General features: G+C 65.8%; 10 protein-coding genes. 5 read left to right on the forward strand and 5 right to left on the reverse strand.

Annotation, left to right across the window (positions count from 1 at the left end):
• Positions 1-23 precede the first annotated feature (23 nt).
• The 5 genes from V3B30_RS08235 to V3B30_RS08255 are packed head-to-tail and all read right to left on the reverse strand — an operon-like array spanning position 24 to position 5,394.
• Complete coding sequence (locus V3B30_RS08235) at positions 24-1,151, reverse strand: amidohydrolase family protein (RefSeq protein WP_100474448.1); 1,128 nt, start codon at positions 1,149-1,151, stop codon at positions 24-26.
• The gene (locus V3B30_RS08240; protein WP_087924247.1) at positions 1,148-1,924 is read right to left on the reverse strand and encodes a DeoR family transcriptional regulator; all 777 of its coding nucleotides are present in this window, start codon (positions 1,922-1,924) and stop codon (positions 1,148-1,150) included. The genes V3B30_RS08235 and V3B30_RS08240 overlap by 4 nt, the downstream gene beginning before the upstream one ends.
• A gap of 33 nt (positions 1,925-1,957) precedes the next feature.
• A complete protein-coding gene (locus V3B30_RS08245) occupies positions 1,958-3,292 on the reverse strand; it encodes a D-tagatose-bisphosphate aldolase, class II, non-catalytic subunit (RefSeq protein WP_262084275.1) in 1,335 nt (444 codons plus the stop codon).
• 16 nt (positions 3,293-3,308) lie between these two features.
• Entirely contained in the window at positions 3,309-4,247 is a 939-nt protein-coding gene (locus V3B30_RS08250) for an ROK family protein (RefSeq protein WP_262084276.1), read from the reverse strand.
• Positions 4,240-5,394, reverse strand: coding sequence for an SIS domain-containing protein (locus V3B30_RS08255; RefSeq protein ID WP_329809647.1), 1,155 nt, complete (start codon positions 5,392-5,394; stop codon positions 4,240-4,242). The genes V3B30_RS08250 and V3B30_RS08255 overlap by 8 nt, the downstream gene beginning before the upstream one ends.
• Positions 5,395-5,716: 322 nt before the next feature.
• Between V3B30_RS08255 and V3B30_RS08260 the strand changes: the two genes are divergently transcribed.
• The 5 genes from V3B30_RS08260 (at position 5,717) to V3B30_RS08280 (ending at position 19,074) form a co-directional block, all read left to right on the forward strand.
• On the forward strand, positions 5,717-9,076 hold the full coding sequence (locus tag V3B30_RS08260; protein ID WP_262084278.1) for a TIM-barrel domain-containing protein: 3,360 nt from the start codon (positions 5,717-5,719) through the stop codon (positions 9,074-9,076).
• A 133-nt stretch (positions 9,077-9,209) separates the two neighbouring features.
• Complete coding sequence (locus V3B30_RS08265; RefSeq protein ID WP_262084279.1) at positions 9,210-12,185, forward strand: TonB-dependent receptor; 2,976 nt, start codon at positions 9,210-9,212, stop codon at positions 12,183-12,185.
• Positions 12,186-12,250: 65 nt separating this feature from the next.
• Positions 12,251-13,606 carry a Gfo/Idh/MocA family oxidoreductase gene (locus V3B30_RS08270; protein WP_262084280.1) on the forward strand — a complete coding sequence of 452 codons (1,356 nt, stop codon included), beginning with the start codon at positions 12,251-12,253 and terminating at the stop codon, positions 13,604-13,606.
• 315 nt (positions 13,607-13,921) lie between these two features.
• The gene (locus tag V3B30_RS08275; RefSeq protein WP_262084281.1) at positions 13,922-18,631 is read left to right on the forward strand and encodes an RHS repeat-associated core domain-containing protein; all 4,710 of its coding nucleotides are present in this window, start codon (positions 13,922-13,924) and stop codon (positions 18,629-18,631) included.
• Positions 18,616-19,074, forward strand: coding sequence for a hypothetical protein (locus V3B30_RS08280; protein WP_154264716.1), 459 nt, complete (start codon positions 18,616-18,618; stop codon positions 19,072-19,074). Before V3B30_RS08275 ends, V3B30_RS08280 begins: the two co-directional genes overlap by 16 nt.
• The last annotated feature ends 29 nt before the right edge of the window (positions 19,075-19,103 follow it).

The raw sequence follows: 19,103 nt of genomic DNA on the forward strand, positions 1-19,103 counted from the left end.
CGACTCTACAAAGGCGCGGTGCGTCAGGCTGGTGTTGCGTTCAGATCGACCACGCGCCCGCCTACCACCACCTGCTGCAGGCGCAGTCCGGCATTCAGCACCACCAGGTCGGCACGGGCGTCGGGCGCGATGCGGCCGCGATCGCCCAGGCCCAGGTAATCGGCCGGGAAGGTGGAAACGCGCTGCGAGGCATCGGCCAGCTCCAGGCCCACCTGCACCAGGTTGCGCAGCGCCTGGTCCATGGTCAGCGCGCTGCCGGCCAGCGAACCGGTCGCCAGGCGCACGCAGCCACCGCACTTGTGCACGCGCTGCTCGCCCAGCGCGTACTCGCCATCGGGCATGCCAGTGGCGGCGGTGGCGTCGGTCACTGCGTACAGGCGCGGGATCGCGCGCGCGGCCAGGCGGATCACGCCGGGGTGGATGTGCTGCAGGTCGGGAATGATCTCGGCGTACTGCGCATGTGCCAACGCCGCCGCTGCAATGCCCGGGCGATAGTGATCGACGCCGGTCATGCCGTTGAACAGGTGGGTGAAGCCGGAGGCACCGGCCTGCAGCGCGGCCACGCCTTCCTCGTAGGTACCGGCGCTGTGACCGAGCTGCACGCGGATGCCCATTGCCGACAGCGCGGGAATCAGCGCGGTGTGCTCGCCGATCTCCGGAGCCAGCGTCATCACCCGGATCGGTGCCAGCGCATGCAGCTGCTGCACCAGTGCCAGCGTCGCCTCGATCGTGCGGTTGGGCTGCGCACCCAGACGCTGCGGGCTGATGAACGGTCCTTCCAGATGCACGCCGGCAATGCAGGCGGCATCGGCATCGGGCGCTGCCATGGTGGCGGCCACACCCTGCAGCGCGTGCTCGATCTCGTCGAGCCCGGCGGTCATGGTGGTCGCCAGCAGCGTGGTGGTGCCGAAGCGCAGATGGGTGCGGGCGATGGTGCGTGCCACGTCACCGCCCTGCATCAGGTCCACGCCGGCCGCGCCGTGCACGTGCAGGTCGATGAAGCCGGGCAGGATCACCGGCAGCTGCAGGTCGTCGGCACCGCTGTGGTCGTCCACCTGCAGCCGGCGTACGTGTGAATCGAAGTGGACGTGGCCACGCCGCCAACCCAGCGGGGTGAGGATGCGGCCATGCAGGGTGCGGGTGTCGGTCATGCGGCGGGCTCGGCGATGATCACTTCGATGCCCAGCCGCTGCAGCCCTTCGCGGGTCGCATCGTCGATGCCGGCGTCGGTGATGATGGCGTGGATCTGATCCAGCAGGGCGATGCGGTGCAGGCTGACGCGGCCGAACTTGGAGGCGTCGGTCAGCACCACGATGCGGCGTGCACGTTCGACCATGCGGTGGTTGAGGCGGGCTTCGGCCTCGTCGTGGGTGGTCAGGCCGAACTGCAGGTCCAGGCCGTCCACGCCCAGGAACAGGGTGTCGAAGCTGTACGAGTTGAGGCTGGCTTCGGCCTGGCTGCCCTGCAGCGACAGCGACTGCTGGCGCAGCAGGCCACCGGTCAGCAGCACGGTGATGCCCGCGGCATTGGCCAGTTCCCAGGCGATGTTCAGGCCGTTGGTCATCACCGTCACGTCGCGATGCGCGCGCAGGTGGCGGGCCAGGGTCATCGTGGTCGAGCCGGAGTCGATGATGATGTTGTCGCCGGGCTGCACCAGGCGCGCGGCGCGCGCGCCGATCGATTCCTTCAGCGGCAGGTTCAGTGCGTCCTTCTCGTGGATGTCCTGTTCCTGCGGCGGCGTGCGCACCAGCGTGGCACCGCCGTGGGTGCGGGTGGCCAGGCCCTGCGACTCGAAGTGGGTCAGATCGGCACGGATGGTCACCGCCGACACGCCGAAGCGCTCGACCAGATCGGCCACCTGCACCGAGCCGTGCTCGATCAGCAGCTGCAGGATCTGTTGCCGGCGGGAGCGGGTGTTGCGCATGGCCATTCTCGGTTTCGCGGGAAAAGGTAGAGATTAGCCGTTCGCAGACACGGCGGCAGCCGAGCCTGCGTGGTGCGCGCGGGTTCCGGCCTGGTTGGCGCTGCAGGCGCGGGCGTATTCGCCCAGGCACAGGCCGATGCGGTGCTGCACCAGTGCGGTGGGGGTGTTGGCCAGGGTACCTTCGCGCACGGCGCGGTACTGCTCCGGCAGATACTGGCTGAGCAGCACCAGCGGCGGCGCATGCTGTTCCAGGTTGGTGAACAGGGTCTGCACCGCCTGCACCAGCGCTGGCTCGCCCCAGTAGTAGCGGCAGCGGTCGCTGAAGGAATAGCTGCGCAGCAGGCGCAGCGCGGCCTCATCGCCCTGGTAGTAGGACTGCCAGTACTTCGGCTGCGCCACCATCACCTCGTCCAGCACGTGCGGCAGGCGCGAGCACTGCGCGGCTGGAAGCAGCTCGGCCTCGATCGCGGCCAGCGCGAACAGTGCCTCGCGATAGGCGAAGGTGGCGGCCGGGCCGACCTTGAGGATGGCGAAGTGGTCGCGCACCAGCGCGTGCAGGCCGCTCTCGCGCTGGTAGTCGGTGGAATGCGCTTCGAACACGATGCGCGGCTGCTGTTCGAGGAAGCCGGCCAGCGTGCTGGCGGCGGCCGCGTCGTACTCGTGCACGCTGCTGTGGTCGAAGTCCACGCCCGGCTGCACCACCATCGCGATCACGCGCTGCCACGCATCGCGAAGCTGCGGGGTATCGAACGCCTGCTGGTGGATGGCCAGGGTCTGCGCGGCGGCGGCCGGCGTGGTCACCTGCAGGCCTTCTGCCAGCGAGGCTTCGCCACCGGGAATCGGCACTTCGGTACCGATCACGTAGACCGGCGGCGGCAGGCCGTGGTCAGCCGCGGTGCGTTCGGCGATCTCGGCCAGCTCGGCCGAGCGCGCGGCAACGATGGCATCGGGCAGCGGCACCGGATCATCGGCGCAGGACATGCTGCAGTCCAGGTGGATCTTGTGGAAGCCGGCGGCGACGTAGGCCTCGATCAGCACGCGCGCGTGGGTCATCGCTTCGGCGGCCGGACGCTTCTGCCAGGCATTCGGGCCGAGGTGGTCACCGCCCAGGATCAGTCGCTCGCGCGGGAAGCCCTCCTCATCGGCCAGCGTGCCCACGTAATCGCGGTACTGCGGCGGGGTCATGCCGGTGTAGCCGCCGAACTGGTCGACCTGGTTGGAGGTGGCCTCGACCAGCAGCACGGTGCCGTGTGCCTGCGCCACGTGCATGGCCGCGCGCAGTACCTGCTCGTTGCTGCAGCAGACGCTGTACAGGCCGACGTTGGCGCCAGCGCGGTGGGAGGCAAGCAGGGTCTGCAACGGGGACATGGTCAGGCTCCGGACATCAGGAAAACGAGGGTTGACAGGCGAGCAGGGCGGCACCGCGTGCGCCGCCGGCATCGCCGAAACGCGGCGGCACGATCGGCGGCACCTGCACGCCCTTGAACAGATGGGCGGCGATGGCGGCCGGCAGCTGCTGGTACAGCGGCGCGTACTGCGAAAGGCCGCCGCCGAGCACGATCACGTGCGGGTCCAGCGCCAGCACCAGCGCGGCCAGGCTGTGGCCGAGCAGGTCGCGATGGATGTCCAGCGCCTTGCGTGCGCGGGCATCACCGGCTTCGGCCAGTGCGATCACCGCGCTGGCGTCGGCGGCGCTGCCACCAAGGTGGCGTTCGATCATCGCCACGCCACTGCCGGAGACATACCGCTCCACGCAGCCCTGCAGGCCACACGCGCAGTCAATCAGCGGCAGGCCGTGGCGCTGCAGCAGGTGGCCGGGCACGCTCCAGTGGCCCCATTCGCCGGCCAGGCCGTTGAAGCCGGACAGCAGGCGGCCCTGCACGCAGAACCCGCCACCGGCACCGGTGCCGAGGATGGCGCCGAACATGCTGGCGTAGCCGTCGGCGGCACCGCCGTGGGCTTCAGACAGGGCGAAGCACTGCAGGTCGTTGCCGAAATGCAGCGGCCGCTGCAGGCGCGCCTGCAGGTCGGCGGCCACGCTGTGGCCGGTCAGCGCAGGCACGTTGGCACTCAGCTGGCGGCCGCTGCGGCGGTCACGCACGCCGGGCAGGGCGATGCCGATGGCCGCATCACTGCGGCCCAGCGCGGCATCGGCCTCGGCGACCAGGCTCTGCACCGCCTGCAGGAAGCCGTCGTAGTCGCCCTGCGGCGTCGCCACGCGGCGGCGCCAGGTGACCTGCATCGTCGCATCGCACGCCACCAGCTCGATCTTGGTGCCGCCGATGTCGATGCCGTAGCAGGCGTGGGCGATCAGCTCAGCTATGGTGGATGGTGACGCCCTTGACCACGCGGTTGACGGTGCCATCCGGGAACGGGTTGTCCGGGGTCAGGCCAAGCGCGGCCGAGCGCTGCAGCGCGAACAGCTGCGCGAAGCCCAGCCACACCGGTGCCAGCCACGGGTCGTCCAGTGCCGGCACGGTGAGGGTGTACTCATCATCGGCGCCGATGTCCGAATGCGGGCCGATCGCCAGGACCTGGCCGGCAACGCCGTCGCGGCGCAGTTCTTCCAGCAGGTCCTGTTCGTAGCGGCGCGCCAGCGGCTGCACGCTGCGCAGCACCACCACCAGGGTGTTGCCGTCCAGCGTCGACTTCGGGCCATGGCGGAAGCCCAGCGGCGTGTTCGCCAGCGCCAGCACGCGGCCGGCGGTCAGCTCCAGCACCTTCAGCGCGCACTCGCGTGCCAGCGCTTCCAGCGGGCCGCTGCCGAGGTAGATGATGCGGTTGAACGGGCGTTGCGCCAGCGCCGCCACCGGTGCATCCCACTGCGCCTGGCCTTCGCGGGCCAGCGCGGCGATCTGCTTCAGGCGCGCCACGCGCGCATCCCACGGCGAACGATCGAACACGGTCAATGCGGCCAGCAGCATGCAGGTCAGGCTGCTGGTCATGGCGAAGGCACGGTCGCAGCTGGCCGAGGGCATCAGCAGGGTGCAGGTGTCGGCACGGCCGGCGCCACGGCGGGCCAGTTCGCCATCGGCATTGCAGGTGATGTCGAGGAAGCGCGCATCATCCACATCGCTGCGCACGCGGTCCACCGCCGCCACGCTCTCCGGGCTGGAGCCGCTGCGGCCGAACGAGACCAGCAGGGTCGGGCGGTCGCGCTGCAGGTACAGCGCCGGGTGGGTCAGCAGGCTGGTGGTGTGCACCACGCGCACCTCGGCCGGCCACTGTGCGTTGATCGCGTCGGCCACCATCTCGGCAATGAAGCCGGAGCTGCCGGCGCCGGTGAACAGCACGCGCTGGTTGGGATCGTTGAGGCCGTCGCCGAGGAAAGCCTGCAGGCGGTCACGGGCATGCGACAGATCCTGGGCGAGGGCTTCCCACAGCGCAGGCTGCTGGGCGATTTCAGTAGCGGTATCGGCTCCGCCCAGGCGCTGCCAGGCGGACACATCGGAAAGCAGGGTGACGTCCATTCGGAGGTTCCAGTTGGGCCAGCGCACCATCTTCGTTTTCTTTCGAAATGTCAAATTGCGAAAGCAAAAAGAAAGAAAATGAGCGTCCGTCTTTCCACGATCCGCAGTGCGATGAAAAACGAAAGGATGTGCGGAATGCCGTATCGCACAACGCTTAACAGGCGACTGCAAGCGCTTACACAAAGTATTGCGGCGCAACAACTTTCGTTTCAATGGAATATATCTTCCTTTTTCCTTTCAATTTGTTGACATCTTTCGAATCGCTGCCCTAGAGTCGGCCCAACCGCTTTCGAAACGCCCGGTGAACGGGTTGGGAGTCCGCGTGGAAAACTGCGTTCGTCGCTCGCCGCTGATGCTGGCCCTGTTGCCGGCATTGATACTGGCGTCCATGCCGGCCAGCGCCGAGCCGGTCGGCAACCTGCGTTCGGTGGCCGCCAGCGACAGCCGCGACGGCGTGCAGGGCTGGGACCTGCAGACCGACAAGGGCGCGCGCATCCGCATTGAACTGCCGGCCAACGACATCATCCGCGTGCAGGCCGGCCGCAACGGCAAGCTCACCGATGCGGGCGACAAGGCCGCGCCGATCGTGCTGCCGCAGCCCAAGGCGAACGTGCAGGCGCAGCTGGAAGAAGACGCGCAGGAAATCCGCGTGCGCACCGATGCACTGGTGCTGCATGTGCAGCGGCAGCCGCTGCGCCTGCGCCTGGAACGCCTGGACAACGGCCAGCCCATCGCCCTCTGGCAGGAGCTGCAGCCCCTGGACCTGGATGCCACGCAGAGCGTGCAGGTGCTGTCCTCGCAGGCCGACGAAGGCTATTACGGCGGTGGCCAGCAGAACGGCCGCTACCAGTTCAAGGGCCGCGAGCTGGAAGTGTCCTACTCCGGCGGCTGGGAAGAGGGCGACCGCCCCAGCCCGGCACCGATGCTGCTGAGCAGCCGCGGCTGGGGCATGCTGCGCAATACGTGGAGCGATGGCAGCTACGATCTGCGCGAGGCCGACCAGGCCACGCTGCTGCATCGCGAAGACCGCTTCGATGCCTACTACTTCGTCGGCGCCGATCTGCCAAAGCTGATCGAGCGCTACACCCAGCTGACCGGCCGCCCCAACATGGTGGCGCGCTGGGCGCTGTCCTACGGCGACGCCGATTGCTACAACGACGGCGACAACAGCAAGAAGCCCGGCACCGTGCCTGAAGGCTGGAGCGACGGCCCGACCGGCACCACGCCGGATGTGATCGACAGCGTGGCCAAGCAGTACCGCGCCCACGACATGCCCGGTGGCTGGATCCTGCCCAATGATGGTTACGGCTGCGGCTACAAGCAGTTGCCGGAAACGGTGAAGGGCCTGGCCACGTACGGCTTCCGCACCGGCCTGTGGACCGAGAACGGTGTCGACAAGATCGCCTGGGAAGTGGGCAAGGCTGGCAGCCGCGTGCAGAAGCTGGACGTGGCCTGGACCGGCAAGGGCTACCAGTTCGCGATGGATGCCAACCGCCAGGCATTCAACGGCATCCTCGACAATTCCGATTCGCGCCCGTTCCTGTGGACGGTGATGGGCTGGGCCGGCATCCAGCGCTATGCCGTAGCGTGGACCGGCGACCAGAGCAGCAGCTGGGACTACATCCGCTGGCACGTGCCGACCCTGGTCGGTTCGGGCCTGTCCGGCATGGCCTACGCCAGCGGCGACGTTGATGCGATCTTCGGCGGCAGCGCCGAGACCTTCACCCGCGACCTGCAGTGGAAGGCGTTCACCCCGGTGCTGATGGGCATGAGCGGCTGGTCGTCGAACGCGCGCAAGCACCCGTGGTGGTACGACGAGCCCTACCGCAGCATCAACCGCGATTACCTGAAGTTGAAGATGCGCCTGACCCCATACATGTACGGGCTGGTGCACGAGGCCGCACAGACCGGTGCACCGCCGGTGCGTGGCCTGATGTGGGACAACCCGCGCGATCCGCATGCGCAGGACGAAACCTACAAGTACCAGTTCCTGCTCGGCCGCGACCTGCTGGTGGCGCCGGTGTACCGCAGCCAGGCGGCCAGCCGCGGATGGCGCCGCGACATCCACCTGCCGGCCGGCAGCTGGATCGACTATTGGGATGGCCGCCGCGTGCAGGCCGGCGCCGACGGCCGCCAGCTCGACCGCCAGGTGGACCTGGCCACGCTGCCGCTGTTCGTGCGCGCCGGTGCGATCCTGCCGATGTACCCGTCGATGCTGTTCGATGGCGAGAAGCCGCTGGATGAAGTGACGTTCGACCTGTACCCGCAGGGTGATTCGCAGTACACACTGTACGAAGACGATGGCAACACCCGCCGCTACCAGCAGGGCGAATCGAGCACGCAGCAGGTCCGCGTGCAGGCGCCGGTGCAGGGCAGTGGCCCGGTGCAGGTGCAGATCGATGCAGTGCAGGGCCAATACCAGGGCCAGCTGGCGCAGCGTCGTTATGGCCTGCGCTTGCTCAGCCGCCAGGCGCCGCGTGCGGTGCAGGCCGGTGGCCGCGCGCTGCCTGCGCTGGCCGATGCCGCTGCGTTGAACAGCGCCAGCGAAGGCTGGTACTTCGATGCCAAGGAGCGCCGCGGCACGCTGCATGTGCGCACGGCCGCGCAGGACATCCGCCAGCCGCTGCAGCTGCAGCTGGACTTCGCAGTCGCTGCCGCAGCCGCCGATGATGGCTATCCGGCCGCGCCGGTGCTGGGCCGCGAACTGCCGGCCGACAGCCTGCTGGTGGTCAATCGCCCGGCCGAAGAACCCGGCCATGCGCTGGAAAATGCCTTCGATGAGGATCCGGGCACCTGGTTCCGCAGCGTGCGCAACCAGGCCGTGCGCACCGGCGCGCATGAGTGGGTGATCGGCTTCGGCGAGCGGAAGATGATCGATGGTATCGACATCGCGCCGCGCAACGACAAGAACTGGAAGCACGGGCAGGTCCGCGACTACGAGGTGTACCTGGGTGACAGCAATGGCGAGTGGGGCGAGCCGATCGCCCGTGGCCGCCTGCAGCTGAAGGAAGGCCTGCAGCGCATCGACTTCCCGGCCCATGCCGGTCGCCTGCTGCGCTTCCGCGTGCTGAGCGTGCAGAACCCCGAGGGCGACGGCGCCGGCAGCACCGACCCGATGGTGACCGCGGCACAAGGCAGCGCCCGCGCGTTCGATGCATTGCAGCCGCGCGATGTCGGCCCGATCGCACTGTCCACCTTCCACATTCTTGAACACCAGGAACCGGAGCGACCGGCCCGGCAGCGCTATCTCTCCGAGCTGCCGGTGCCGGCCGCGCTGGCCAGCCAGGTGCGCACCGACCAGTCCTTCCGTGGCGACGCCGGCATGCGCATGAACGGCCTGCAGTTCCGCCGTGGCCTGGGTGTCGGCGCCAACAGCCGCATCGACCTGCGCCTGCAGGGCGGCTGGCACCTGCTGCGCGCCGACCTCGGCATCGACGACGCCTGCCGCAACGCCGGCGGCCTGCAGTTCCAGGTCTGGGGTGACAACCGCCTGCTGTATGACAGCGGCCTGGTGAAGGCGCCCGGCGTGGTCAAGCCGGAGCTGGACATCCGAGGCCTTTCCACCCTGAGCCTGCGCACGCTGGGTGCGCAGGGCAGCCAACCCGCCCAGGTCTGCGCCAACTGGGCCAACGCCGTCCTGATCGGCCAGGAGGGCGACTCCGCCAGCATCGTCGCCCCATGACTCCTACGTAACACCGCTCCTCCCCCCGCCCAATCCGACTACGGCCCTGATGGCCGTGGCCCGGGAGCGTTTTGCCCGCCGAACGCCCACGCGCTCACTTTTTGCGCCGCACCCCTGCCAGGAGAGAACCCCGATGTTGCCTGCACGCCACCACCGCCCCCCCTGTCGTTCGATCGCTCCGCTGTCGCTGGCCATCGCCGGCGTGCTGCTGTCGGTCGCCGTTCCTGCCTTTGCCCAGGAGAGCAAGGACACCGCCACCGATCTGGCCCGCATCGAGGTCACCGGCTCCAACATCCGCCGCACCGACGTTGAAACCGCCTCGCCGGTGCAGGTGATCAGCAAGCAGGACATCCAGAACATGGGTGCGCGCACGCTGCTGCAGGTGCTCGACAACCTGCCGGCTGCACGCCCGGCGCAGCAGGATGCGCGTTCGCTGTTCACCGGCTCCGATGGTGCCTCGCAGGCCAACCTGCGCGGGCTGGGTGCACAGGGCACGCTGGTGCTGCTGAACGGTCGCCGCCTGTCGTACTACGGTGCGCCGGCCGGCTTCCAGACCCAGTTCGTCAACATCGATGCGATTCCCGCCGCCGCCATCGAACGCATGGAAGTGCTGACCGACGGTGCCTCGGCCGTGTACGGCACCGACGCGGTGGCCGGCGTGATCAACGTGATCACCAAGCGCAACTTCCAGGGCGCCGAGATCAGCTTCACCAACGACACCTCCTCGCGCATCGATTCCTACGGTGAGCGCCAGGCCAGCATCACCGCCGGCTTCGGCGACCTGGCCGAGAACCGCTTCAATATCTACGGCGCGGTGAACATGTACCGCCGCGACGCGATTCCGCTCAGCGATTTCTACGACAAGCGGCCCGACCAGTACTACGTCAACAACCCGAACTACCTCAACAACCTGCGCCTGGGCGTGGGCAGCAAGCCGGGTGAGTTCAACCCGGGCAGCTACTTCGCCTTCGATCCGGTCACCGGCCGCCGCGTGCAGGAAGCCGCACCGGGTTGCAAGAACGTGCTGACCAGTGAAGCGGCCGGTCCGCGTTGCGTCTGGGAAACCTGGATGAACAACGAGATCGATGCCGGCGCCAAGTCCGAGCGCAACACCGCTTACCTCAACGGCACCTTCCTGGTGGGCGACAGCACCGAGATCTTCGCCGAGGCGACCTACACCGACATCGACCTGCGCGCCAACGGTGGCACGCCGCGCGCCTACGGCACCACCACCGGCAACCCGACCAGCTGGTTCTCGCGCAACACCGGCAACAACGTCAACCAGTTCCTGTACCCGTTCCTGGGCCCGAACAACGAGTACAACCACGCCAGCCCGGAAATGAAGGCGATGATGGGTGGTGTGGTCGGCCTGAACTACCTGCTGCAGGATGCCGGCCCGAACTACTTCGGCCAGCGCAACACCGACAAGAGCTACCGCGTGCTGGCCGGTGCGCGCGGCAACAGGGGGGACTGGAACTGGGAGACTGCATTCGCAAGCGCGGGTACCCACTCCACCACCTACCAAACCATCAACGTCAACACCAAGGGCTTCGAGAAGGCGTTCGGTCCGTACACGATCGATCCAGGTACCGGCCGCGTGATCATCTCCGACCACCCGGCCTACAAGTTCGGCGAAATCAGCGAAGCGAACGCTGCGTTGATCCGTGAAGCGTTCCCGACCTTCGACATCCAGTCGTGGACCCGCCTGCACACCCTGGACGGCAAGATCGAAGGCCCGCTGTTCCAGCTGCCGGCCGGTGAGATGCGCGCCGCGTTCGGCTTCAACGCCAGCCGCGAAACCTTCTACACCCCGGGCAACGCCGATGCGGCCAACGGCCTGATCACCCAGCAGGGCGGCTCGTGGTTCGACGGCAAGCGCAACACGTACGCGCTGTTCGCCGAGACTGTCGCACCGATCACCGACACGCTGGAACTGGATGCAGCAGTGCGCGTGGACAAGTACCCGAACTTCAGCGCCAACGTCGCGCCGAAGATCGGCTTCAAGTACCAGGCGTTCGACCAGCTGATGCTGCGCGGTACCTACTCCACCGGCTTCCGTGCACCGAGCCTGGCCGAGTCCGGCAACGGCGGCGTGTTCGCACAGCTGGGTGGCTACCGTGACGAGCTGCGCTGCAACGAGACCAACGCCATCGCCAACCTGTTGCTGAAGTCGCAGCGCCCGGGTGACGTCGATCTCGGCAAGACCCTGCTGAACGTCGATTGCAGCCGCACCGTGGCACGCATGACCCAGCCGAACAAGGACCTGAAGCCGGAGAAGGCGAAGATCGCCACCCTTGGTTTCGTCTATGAGCCGGCGACCTGGCTGTCGGTGTCCGCCGACTACTGGTTCATCTATCGTGACAATGAAATCGTTGCGCCGGACTACCGCCGCATGGAAGACATCATCTCCTCGTCGCGTTCGCCGATCACCGACAGCGACCGTGCCAACCTGGCGCAGCTGGCAGCGATGTGTGCCGACCCCGCCAGTGGCGTGAACTGCCCGTCGGTGCTGCCGGGTTACTCCGCCGGCAACGTGGCCAGCGTGGTGGGCCAGTACAAGAACCGCGGCAAGACGCTGATCGACGGCTTCGACATCGATGCGCGCAGCCGCTTCTCGATGGGCGACTGGGGCAACCTGAACATCGGCCTGGCCGCCACCATCGCCAACCGCAACCGCTTCTACATGGACGCGGAGAACGGCTGGTACTACGGCGACGTGGTGGGCTATTACAACAACCCGCGCCTGCGCGCCACGCTCAATGCCGACTGGACCTACAAGCAGGTGACCACCAGCATGTTCGTCAACTACGTGGGCGGCACCAAGTGGGCCACCGACCAGGTCGACGAAGAGAGCAACAACAAGGAAACCTGCACCGGCGGCTACCTGGCCCTGCAGAAGAGCAAGTGTGATGGTGCGCCGTCGTGGTGGACCGCCAACATGAGCGTCACCTGGCGCCCGGATGATGCGTGGAACCTGAGCTTCACCGTCAAGAACCTGTTCAACCGCCTGCCGTTCTACGACCCGAACAGCTTCTTGGGTGACTCCAGTGACTACGCGACCATCTTCGGTCGTGGTTACAGTGTGACCATCGGCTACCGGTTCAAGTAATTCCGTTTGCGTGACCTGGCGTGCCGGCTGCGGCCGGCACGCTGCCAAGAGGAGAGATGTTTGCCATGAAGCGTAGGGAATTCATCGCGGCCAGTGCCGCTGTCGCCGCCAGCAGCCTGCTGCCGCAGACCCCGGCCTGGGCACGTGGGCGCAAGGTGCGCCTGGCCATGATCGGTACCGGCATGCGTGGCCTGGTGCTGCTGAAGGAGCTGGTGCGCCGCGACGATGTCGAGGTGGTCGCCCTGTGCGACATCGAGCCGATCATGCTTGGCCGCGCCGTGGAGATGGTGACCAAGGCCGGAAAGCCGGCACCGAAGACCTATGGCCAGGACCGCGACACCAATGCCTGGAAGCGCCTGCTGGAACAGAAGGGCATCGACGGCGTGATCATCGCCACGCCGTGGGAATACCACGCGCCGATGGCGATTTCCGCGATGCAGGCCGGCGTGGCCGTGGGCTGCGAAGTGGTGGCCGGCATCACCCTGCAGGACCACTGGGACGTGCTGAAGACCCAGCTGAGCACCGGCACCCCGTACATGCTGCTAGAGAACGTCTGCTACCGCCGCGACGTGATGGCCGCGTTGCAGATGGTGCGCCAGGGCCTGTTCGGCGAACTGGTGCACCTGCAGGCCGGCTACCAGCACGACCTGCGCGGCGTGAAGTTCAACTCCGGCGACCCGAACCAACCCTACGACAGCGGCGTGGAATTCGGTCCCAAGGGCTGGAGCGAAGCACGCTGGCGCACCGAGCATTCGGTGGAGCGCAACGGCGAGCTGTACCCCAGCCACGGCATCGGCCCGTGCGCCATGTACACCGGCATCAACCGTGGCAACCGCTTCACCCACATCAACGCCTTCGCGACCAAGGCGCGCGGCCTGCACGAATACACCGTGGCCAAGAGTGGCGGCACCACCCATCCCAGCACCAAGGTGAAGTTCAAGCTGGGCGACATCGTCACCACCACGCTGGCCTGCGAGAACGGCGAGACCATCCTGCTGCAGCACGATACCTCGCTGCCGCGCCCGTACTCGATGGGCTTCCGCGTGCAGGGCACCAAGGGCCTGTGGATGGACGTGAACCATTCGATCCACATCGAAGGCCGCAGCCCGCCGCACCAGTGGGAAGAGTTCAAGAAGTACCAGGACCAGTACGAGCACCCGCTGTGGAAGCAGAATGCCGATACCGCCTCCAGCGCCGGCCACGGCGGCATGGACTGGTTCGTCATTCATGCCTTTGTGGAAGCGCTGAAGGCCAAGGCACCGATGCCGATCGACATCTACGATGCGGTCACCTGGAGTGCGATCACCCCGCTGAGCGAGCAGTCGATCGCGAACAGCTTCCAGACGCTGGAGTTCCCGGACTTCACCGCAGGTGCGTGGAAGCAGCGCAAGCCGATCTTCGCGTTCGACGGGAAGTACTGAGGATTACCCCTGCCATGCTGTGACGGAAACGCCGGGCGATGCCCGGCGTTGCTGTATATGGCGTACTGGCTCCTGTAGTGCCGAGCCCACGCTCGGCCGCCTGTTCGGTCGGCCGCCCGCTTTATCAGAAAACTCTGAAATCCGACCTATTCCACAGTTTCTGACTTGAATGTGTAAACCACATCGGAGATAACGTCCCCCGTGCGGTCAGGCCGCATTCCGGAACAGGGACGATCCGAAACATGACGTGGTGAGGCATTGGCCCCACGTTCTCGTTCCCGCCGGTGCTGTGTTCGTCCAGGAAGGAGAACAGGGATGTTGGAACGACTGAAGACCATTTCGTGTGCCGCACTGGCGATGATCGCGCTGGGGAGCTTGGCTCCTTGGGCTGCGCAGGCGCAGGAGGTGCAGAAGAAGTGGGAGAGCTACCTGTCGATGGGCCAGCCGCGAGCCACGGAAGCGGCGGTGCAGAAGGACATCAAGTCGCTTTTTTCCCAGTACGAGAAGGACAAACCCTTCGATTGGCATGTCAAACGCCAACGCGTCCTTGGAAAGAAGGTCATCTACGATTACCGGGTGAGACCCGAGAAGATCGTTACTACTGACTGGGTCTACACCCACTCAGGGCAGGAGTACTCATCCGAAGATCAGATTCGTAGCGTGATCCTCGCTACCCGCGTCAGCGACCCGCAGTGCCCGGCGACTTCACTCACGGAGGATCCTTGGGTGGAGCTCCTTGGACTTGGCAGGGGCGACGACGGTAGCGTCACCAACGAGGAGAAGGATTTCCATTACACCTTGAACTTCTATCACCAGAGCACTCAAGAATGCTCGTCGATAGTGGGGTGGGAGCATGTGCGCCGGGCCAGAACGGCGCTTTGTCCGAATCGACCGTCCCTGACGTGGAATGAGGGCCTGCAGATGTGCTCTCTGGTCCAGCAGGACGAGCCGCACATGTCGCCCATGCTCTCCTACACAAGCGCGCCGCTGCCGCCGCAGCAGTGTCCTGTTGGTAACCCGTGTGATCCGACCACTGGCGATAAATCCCAGCCTGAGCCGGATTTCAACCTTGGATGGGTGAGCTTCCAACGCCACTATCACTCCCTGACAAGCACGGCGGGCGGCGCGTTGGGTACGGGCTGGACCCATTCCCACAATCTGCGGCTTACCGCAGGCGTGGATGATTCCACTTTCCCTCCCAGCCCCGAACTGAAAGTTGGGCTGATCGGCGCCGATGGCGGGCAGACCGCATTCCAGAAAGTGGGGGCAAGCTACGAAGCCATGGACGGAAGCGGCGATCGCGCGGTCCAGCAGGGCACCAACTGGCAACTTTCACGTGCCGGAGAGCGCATCTATTTTGATGCTGATGGCTTGATGCAGCGCCGCGACTTCGAAGACGGAACGTCGCTGACCTATGCACACGACAGCCGTGGCCGCCTGCTCAGCATCACCCATTCAACCGGTCGGCGCGTTGATGTCCAGTACCTCGCGCCGGGCGACGATTCGCTGATCTCGGCCTTGGTGGTCGCCGGCCAGCCTGTGGTGAGCTACGCCTATTCACCTGCCGGCGAACTGATCCGTGCGACCTACGCAGACGGTGCCAGTCGTACGTACCACTATGAGGACGCCCGCTTCCCGGGTTACCTGACTGGCATTACCGCCGAAGACAACCAGCGCTACAGCTGGTACGGCTATGACACGCAAGGGCGGGTCACCTGCAGCCGCCATTCCGGCGATTGCAGTCAAGCCGACGTGGGCATTGATGGCGTGCGCCTGGAGTACACCCCGGCGGGCACCACCATCGTCACCGATGCACTGGGCAAGCAGAGCACCTACGCCTTGACCGCCAGCGGCGCCAGCGGCCTTCCGCGCAAGGTCAATGGCATCACCGAGAGCAACGGCAGCATCAGTCGCGCCTATCTGCCCGAGGCGACCGATTTCCGGCGTCGGCTGCAGTCGGTGACCGACCGCCGTGGCGTTGTCACCCAGTATGCCTATGCCGAGGCCAGCGATGCTGCCGCAGGCGCTGTCAGCGTGACCACCACCACCGAAGCGGCCGGTACTCCGGATCAGCGTGTCAGCGAGACGCGCGTGGCCATGGACAGCAATCGGCTGGTCCAGCAGACCGTCGGTAACCGTGAGATCCGCATTGCGCGTAATGCGCGCCTCCAGCCAACCACCATCACCGTGCGCGACATGGTGACCGGTGACACCCGCGTCACCACCCAGACCTACTGTGAGGCCGAGGGCCCGGAGTGCCCGCTGGTGGGACTGCTGCGCAGCGTGGATGGCGCGCGCAGCGATGTGGCGGATGTCTCCACCTATGCCTACTACACCGCGGACGACGCGGGATGCGCGGCCAATGGCGCCTGCAGTTATCGTAAGGGCGACCTGCGCAGCGTGACCAATGCGCTGGGCCAGACGGTCGAGACTTTGGCCTACGACGCGTTCGGGCGGCCGTTGTCGGCGAAGGATGCCAACGGCGTGGTGACCGATTACACCTACCATGCCCGCGGCTGGCCGACCTCGGTCACCGTGCGCGGTGCCACCACAGCCGAGGACCGGGTAACCCAGATCAGCTACTGGCCCACCGGCCAGGTGCAGCAGATCACTGAGCCTGACGGAAGCAGCGTCACCTATGTCTATGACGCCGCCCAGCGGCTGACGGATATCGCGGACAGTGCGGGCAACACCATTCACTATACGCTGGACAACGCCGGCAACCGCCTCAAGGAAGACACGCTGGACACCGGCGGCACCCTGCGCCGTACCCTGGCACGGACGTTCAACACGCTCGGCCAGCTGACCGTGCTGAAGGACGCAGGGAATCACGCCACCGGCTTTGCCTACGATGCCAATGGCAACCCGCAGACGGTGACCGACGCCCTGCAGCGCGTGACCAGCCAGCAGTACGATCCGCTCAACCGACTGGCGCAGACCCTGCAGGATGTCGGCGGCGTGGCGGCGGAGATCCGCAGCCAGTACAACGCGCTGGACCAGGTTACCCAGGTCACCGACCCGAAGGGCGTGCACACCACCTACGCCTACAACGGGTTCGGTGACCTGACTGGACAGGTCAGCCCGGACACTGGCGCCAGCAGCTTCACCGTGGACGCCGCCGGCAACCGCAAGACGGCCACCGATGCGCGTGGCGTCACCGCTACCTATCACTACGATGCACTCAATCGCCTGATCGGCATTGCCTATCCGGACCCCAGTCTGGACGTGGGCTACAGCTACGACGTGGCACCGACTGCCTGTGCCGCCGACGAGCGCTTTGCCAAGGGGCGCCTGGGGCAGGTGCTGCATGCCAACGGCAGCACCCAGTACTGCCATGACCGCTTCGGCCAGGTGACCCGCAAGGTACAGACCGTCAACGGCGTTGCCAGCACGCTGCGCTATGCCTACAGCAAGTCGGGTCGCTTGACCGCGTTGACCTACCCCGACGGCAGCGTGGCCGACTACGTGCGCGATACCCAGGGCCGCATCAGCCAGATCGGCCTGACCCGCCCCGGCCAGGCGCGCCAGATCGTGGTGAACAACGTGACCTACGCGGCCTTCGGCCCGGCGACCGGCTGGACCTATGGCAACGGCCGCCAGCTACAGCGTCCGCTGGATCTGGACTACCGCCCGCAGGCGGTGCATGACCCGGCTGCGGGCGGCCTGTCGCTGGGCTATGGCTATGATCAGGTCGGCTCGATCACCGAACTGAAGAACGGCGCAGGCTCGGCGGTGCTCGCCAAGTACGCCTACGACACGCTGGGCCGCCTGACCCAGACCCAGGACGGCACGACCGGCACGCCGATTGAAACCTATGCCTACGACGCCACCGGCAATCGCACTGCGCTGACCACCTCGGCAGGCACCGCCAGCTACACCTATCCCGCAACCAGCCACCGGCTGACCGCAGTGGATGGCGAAGCGCGCAACCATGACGCGGTGGGCAACACCACTAGCATCGGTAGCAAGGCGTTCACCTACAACGATGCCAACCGCATGAACGCGGTGAAGCAGGGTGACGCCACACTGGAGAGCTACGGCTACAACCATCGTGGCGAGCGCGCACTGCGTACCCCGGCCGGTGGCGCAGCACAGATGACGTTGTACGACGAGGCTGGGCAGTGGCTGGGCAACTACTCGGCCACGGGCCAGGCGCAGCAACAGGCGATCTGGCTGGACAACTACCCGGTGGCGCTGATCAATGTGCCTGGTACCGGCGTGCCGGAACTCGCTTATGTCCAACCGGATCATCTGGGCACACCGCGCGTGGTGATCGACCCGGTGCGTGATGTGGCAGTCTGGGAGTGGAGCAACAAGAGCGAGGTGTTCGGCAACCAGATTCCGAGTGCCGACCCGGATGGGGATGGTGTGGCGTTCGAGTTGGCGCTGCGCTTCCCGGGCCAGCAGGCGACGGCTGCAAGTGGGCTGTTCTATAACTACCAGCGGGAATACGACCCGGCTGTGGGGCGCTATTCGCAGAGTGATCCGATTGGGTTGATGGGGGGAATAAGCACGTTCACATATGCTGGAAGCAATCCTCAGTCGGCGATTGATCCAGAAGGTCTCGAGGGCATTGGGCCATGGAATAATGGTGAAATGAACAACGTCACCGGCTATGTTCCCGCCAACGACTGCGAGAGGGAGGCTGTTGCCGATCTGCTCATAGATCTCGTGCCCCTGACTTCAATGGTGTCTTTTGCAATGGATTCTGTGGGTGTTGACATAAACTTCTACGAGAATCCCGGCGTTCACTTTGGCGAGTACGGTGCAAAGACTCCGTATGCGGCGGCAGGCCACATGCTGGATGCGGCAGCGTCGCGTCAGGATGGCAAAGCGGCTAGAAGGACGCGCGGGGCAGCTGAGCGCGGAATTCATTACTCGGTTGCCAACGGTCGACTAAATCGAGCTGCGGCGCATGCGGGGAACGCTAATCTCTTGCGGGGCGGATCGAAGATTCTAGGGCCTCTTGGAGCAATGGTGAACTACAGGTCAAACTACAATAAATGCCAATGTCCGGCGAACTGATTTTCATAAGGTGCATGAAGGGCGCAGCTGCAGTTGGAGCGTTGGCAATCTGCTGCGCGCTGGTTGCGTCCATGATGAGTATGGGCTGTCCAGTCGTTGGATACTCTCCATCAGTTATGTTTGCTCTTTTTGTGGCATTGCTGGTGCTGCTTGTGTATTCCAAGTTCGAACTGGCGAGAAGGGGAATTCTGTCGGTTGCGGTTAGGCGAGTGCGATTCGCGTTCGCTATGGCTTTCCTGGCCGAGATGTTCATGATTGGGTTGCTGGTCGCCCGCAACCTCGAATGCGATAGCTTCGTTCGCGCGATTCCCATTCCTGGGGCACTACTTGTTTTCTATACAGCTGCCGCCTTCTCATTTGTATTCAGTGACTTCTATCTTGGTGCCGCGCGAAAAATCATCAGACTTGGCGCTCGGCCCAGGAACTTCTTAAGAGACAAATAGTTGGCACTGCCTTTGTGGTGCGTGAGCAT

The sequence above is a fragment of the Stenotrophomonas sp. SMYL41 genome (assembly GCF_036319965.1).
Classification (GTDB): Bacteria; Pseudomonadota; Gammaproteobacteria; order Xanthomonadales; family Xanthomonadaceae; genus Stenotrophomonas; species Stenotrophomonas maltophilia_R.

What these genes read in the sequence shown, in the direction of transcription:
- V3B30_RS08235 (WP_100474448.1), bottom strand. Translation starts at nt 1,151, where the DNA reads ATGACCGACACCCGCACCCTGCATGGCCGCATCCTCACCCCGCTGGGT.
- V3B30_RS08240 (WP_087924247.1), bottom strand. Translation starts at nt 1,924, where the DNA reads ATGCGCAACACCCGCTCCCGCCGGCAACAGATCCTGCAGCTGCTGATC.
- V3B30_RS08245 (WP_262084275.1), bottom strand. Translation starts at nt 3,292, where the DNA reads ATGTCCCCGTTGCAGACCCTGCTTGCCTCCCACCGCGCTGGCGCCAAC.
- V3B30_RS08255 (WP_329809647.1), bottom strand. Translation starts at nt 5,394, where the DNA reads ATGGACGTCACCCTGCTTTCCGATGTGTCCGCCTGGCAGCGCCTGGGC.
- V3B30_RS08265 (WP_262084279.1), top strand. Translation starts at nt 9,210, where the DNA reads ATGTTGCCTGCACGCCACCACCGCCCCCCCTGTCGTTCGATCGCTCCG.
- V3B30_RS08270 (WP_262084280.1), top strand. Translation starts at nt 12,251, where the DNA reads ATGAAGCGTAGGGAATTCATCGCGGCCAGTGCCGCTGTCGCCGCCAGC.
- V3B30_RS08275 (WP_262084281.1), top strand. Translation starts at nt 13,922, where the DNA reads ATGTTGGAACGACTGAAGACCATTTCGTGTGCCGCACTGGCGATGATC.
- V3B30_RS08280 (WP_154264716.1), top strand. Translation starts at nt 18,616, where the DNA reads ATGTCCGGCGAACTGATTTTCATAAGGTGCATGAAGGGCGCAGCTGCA.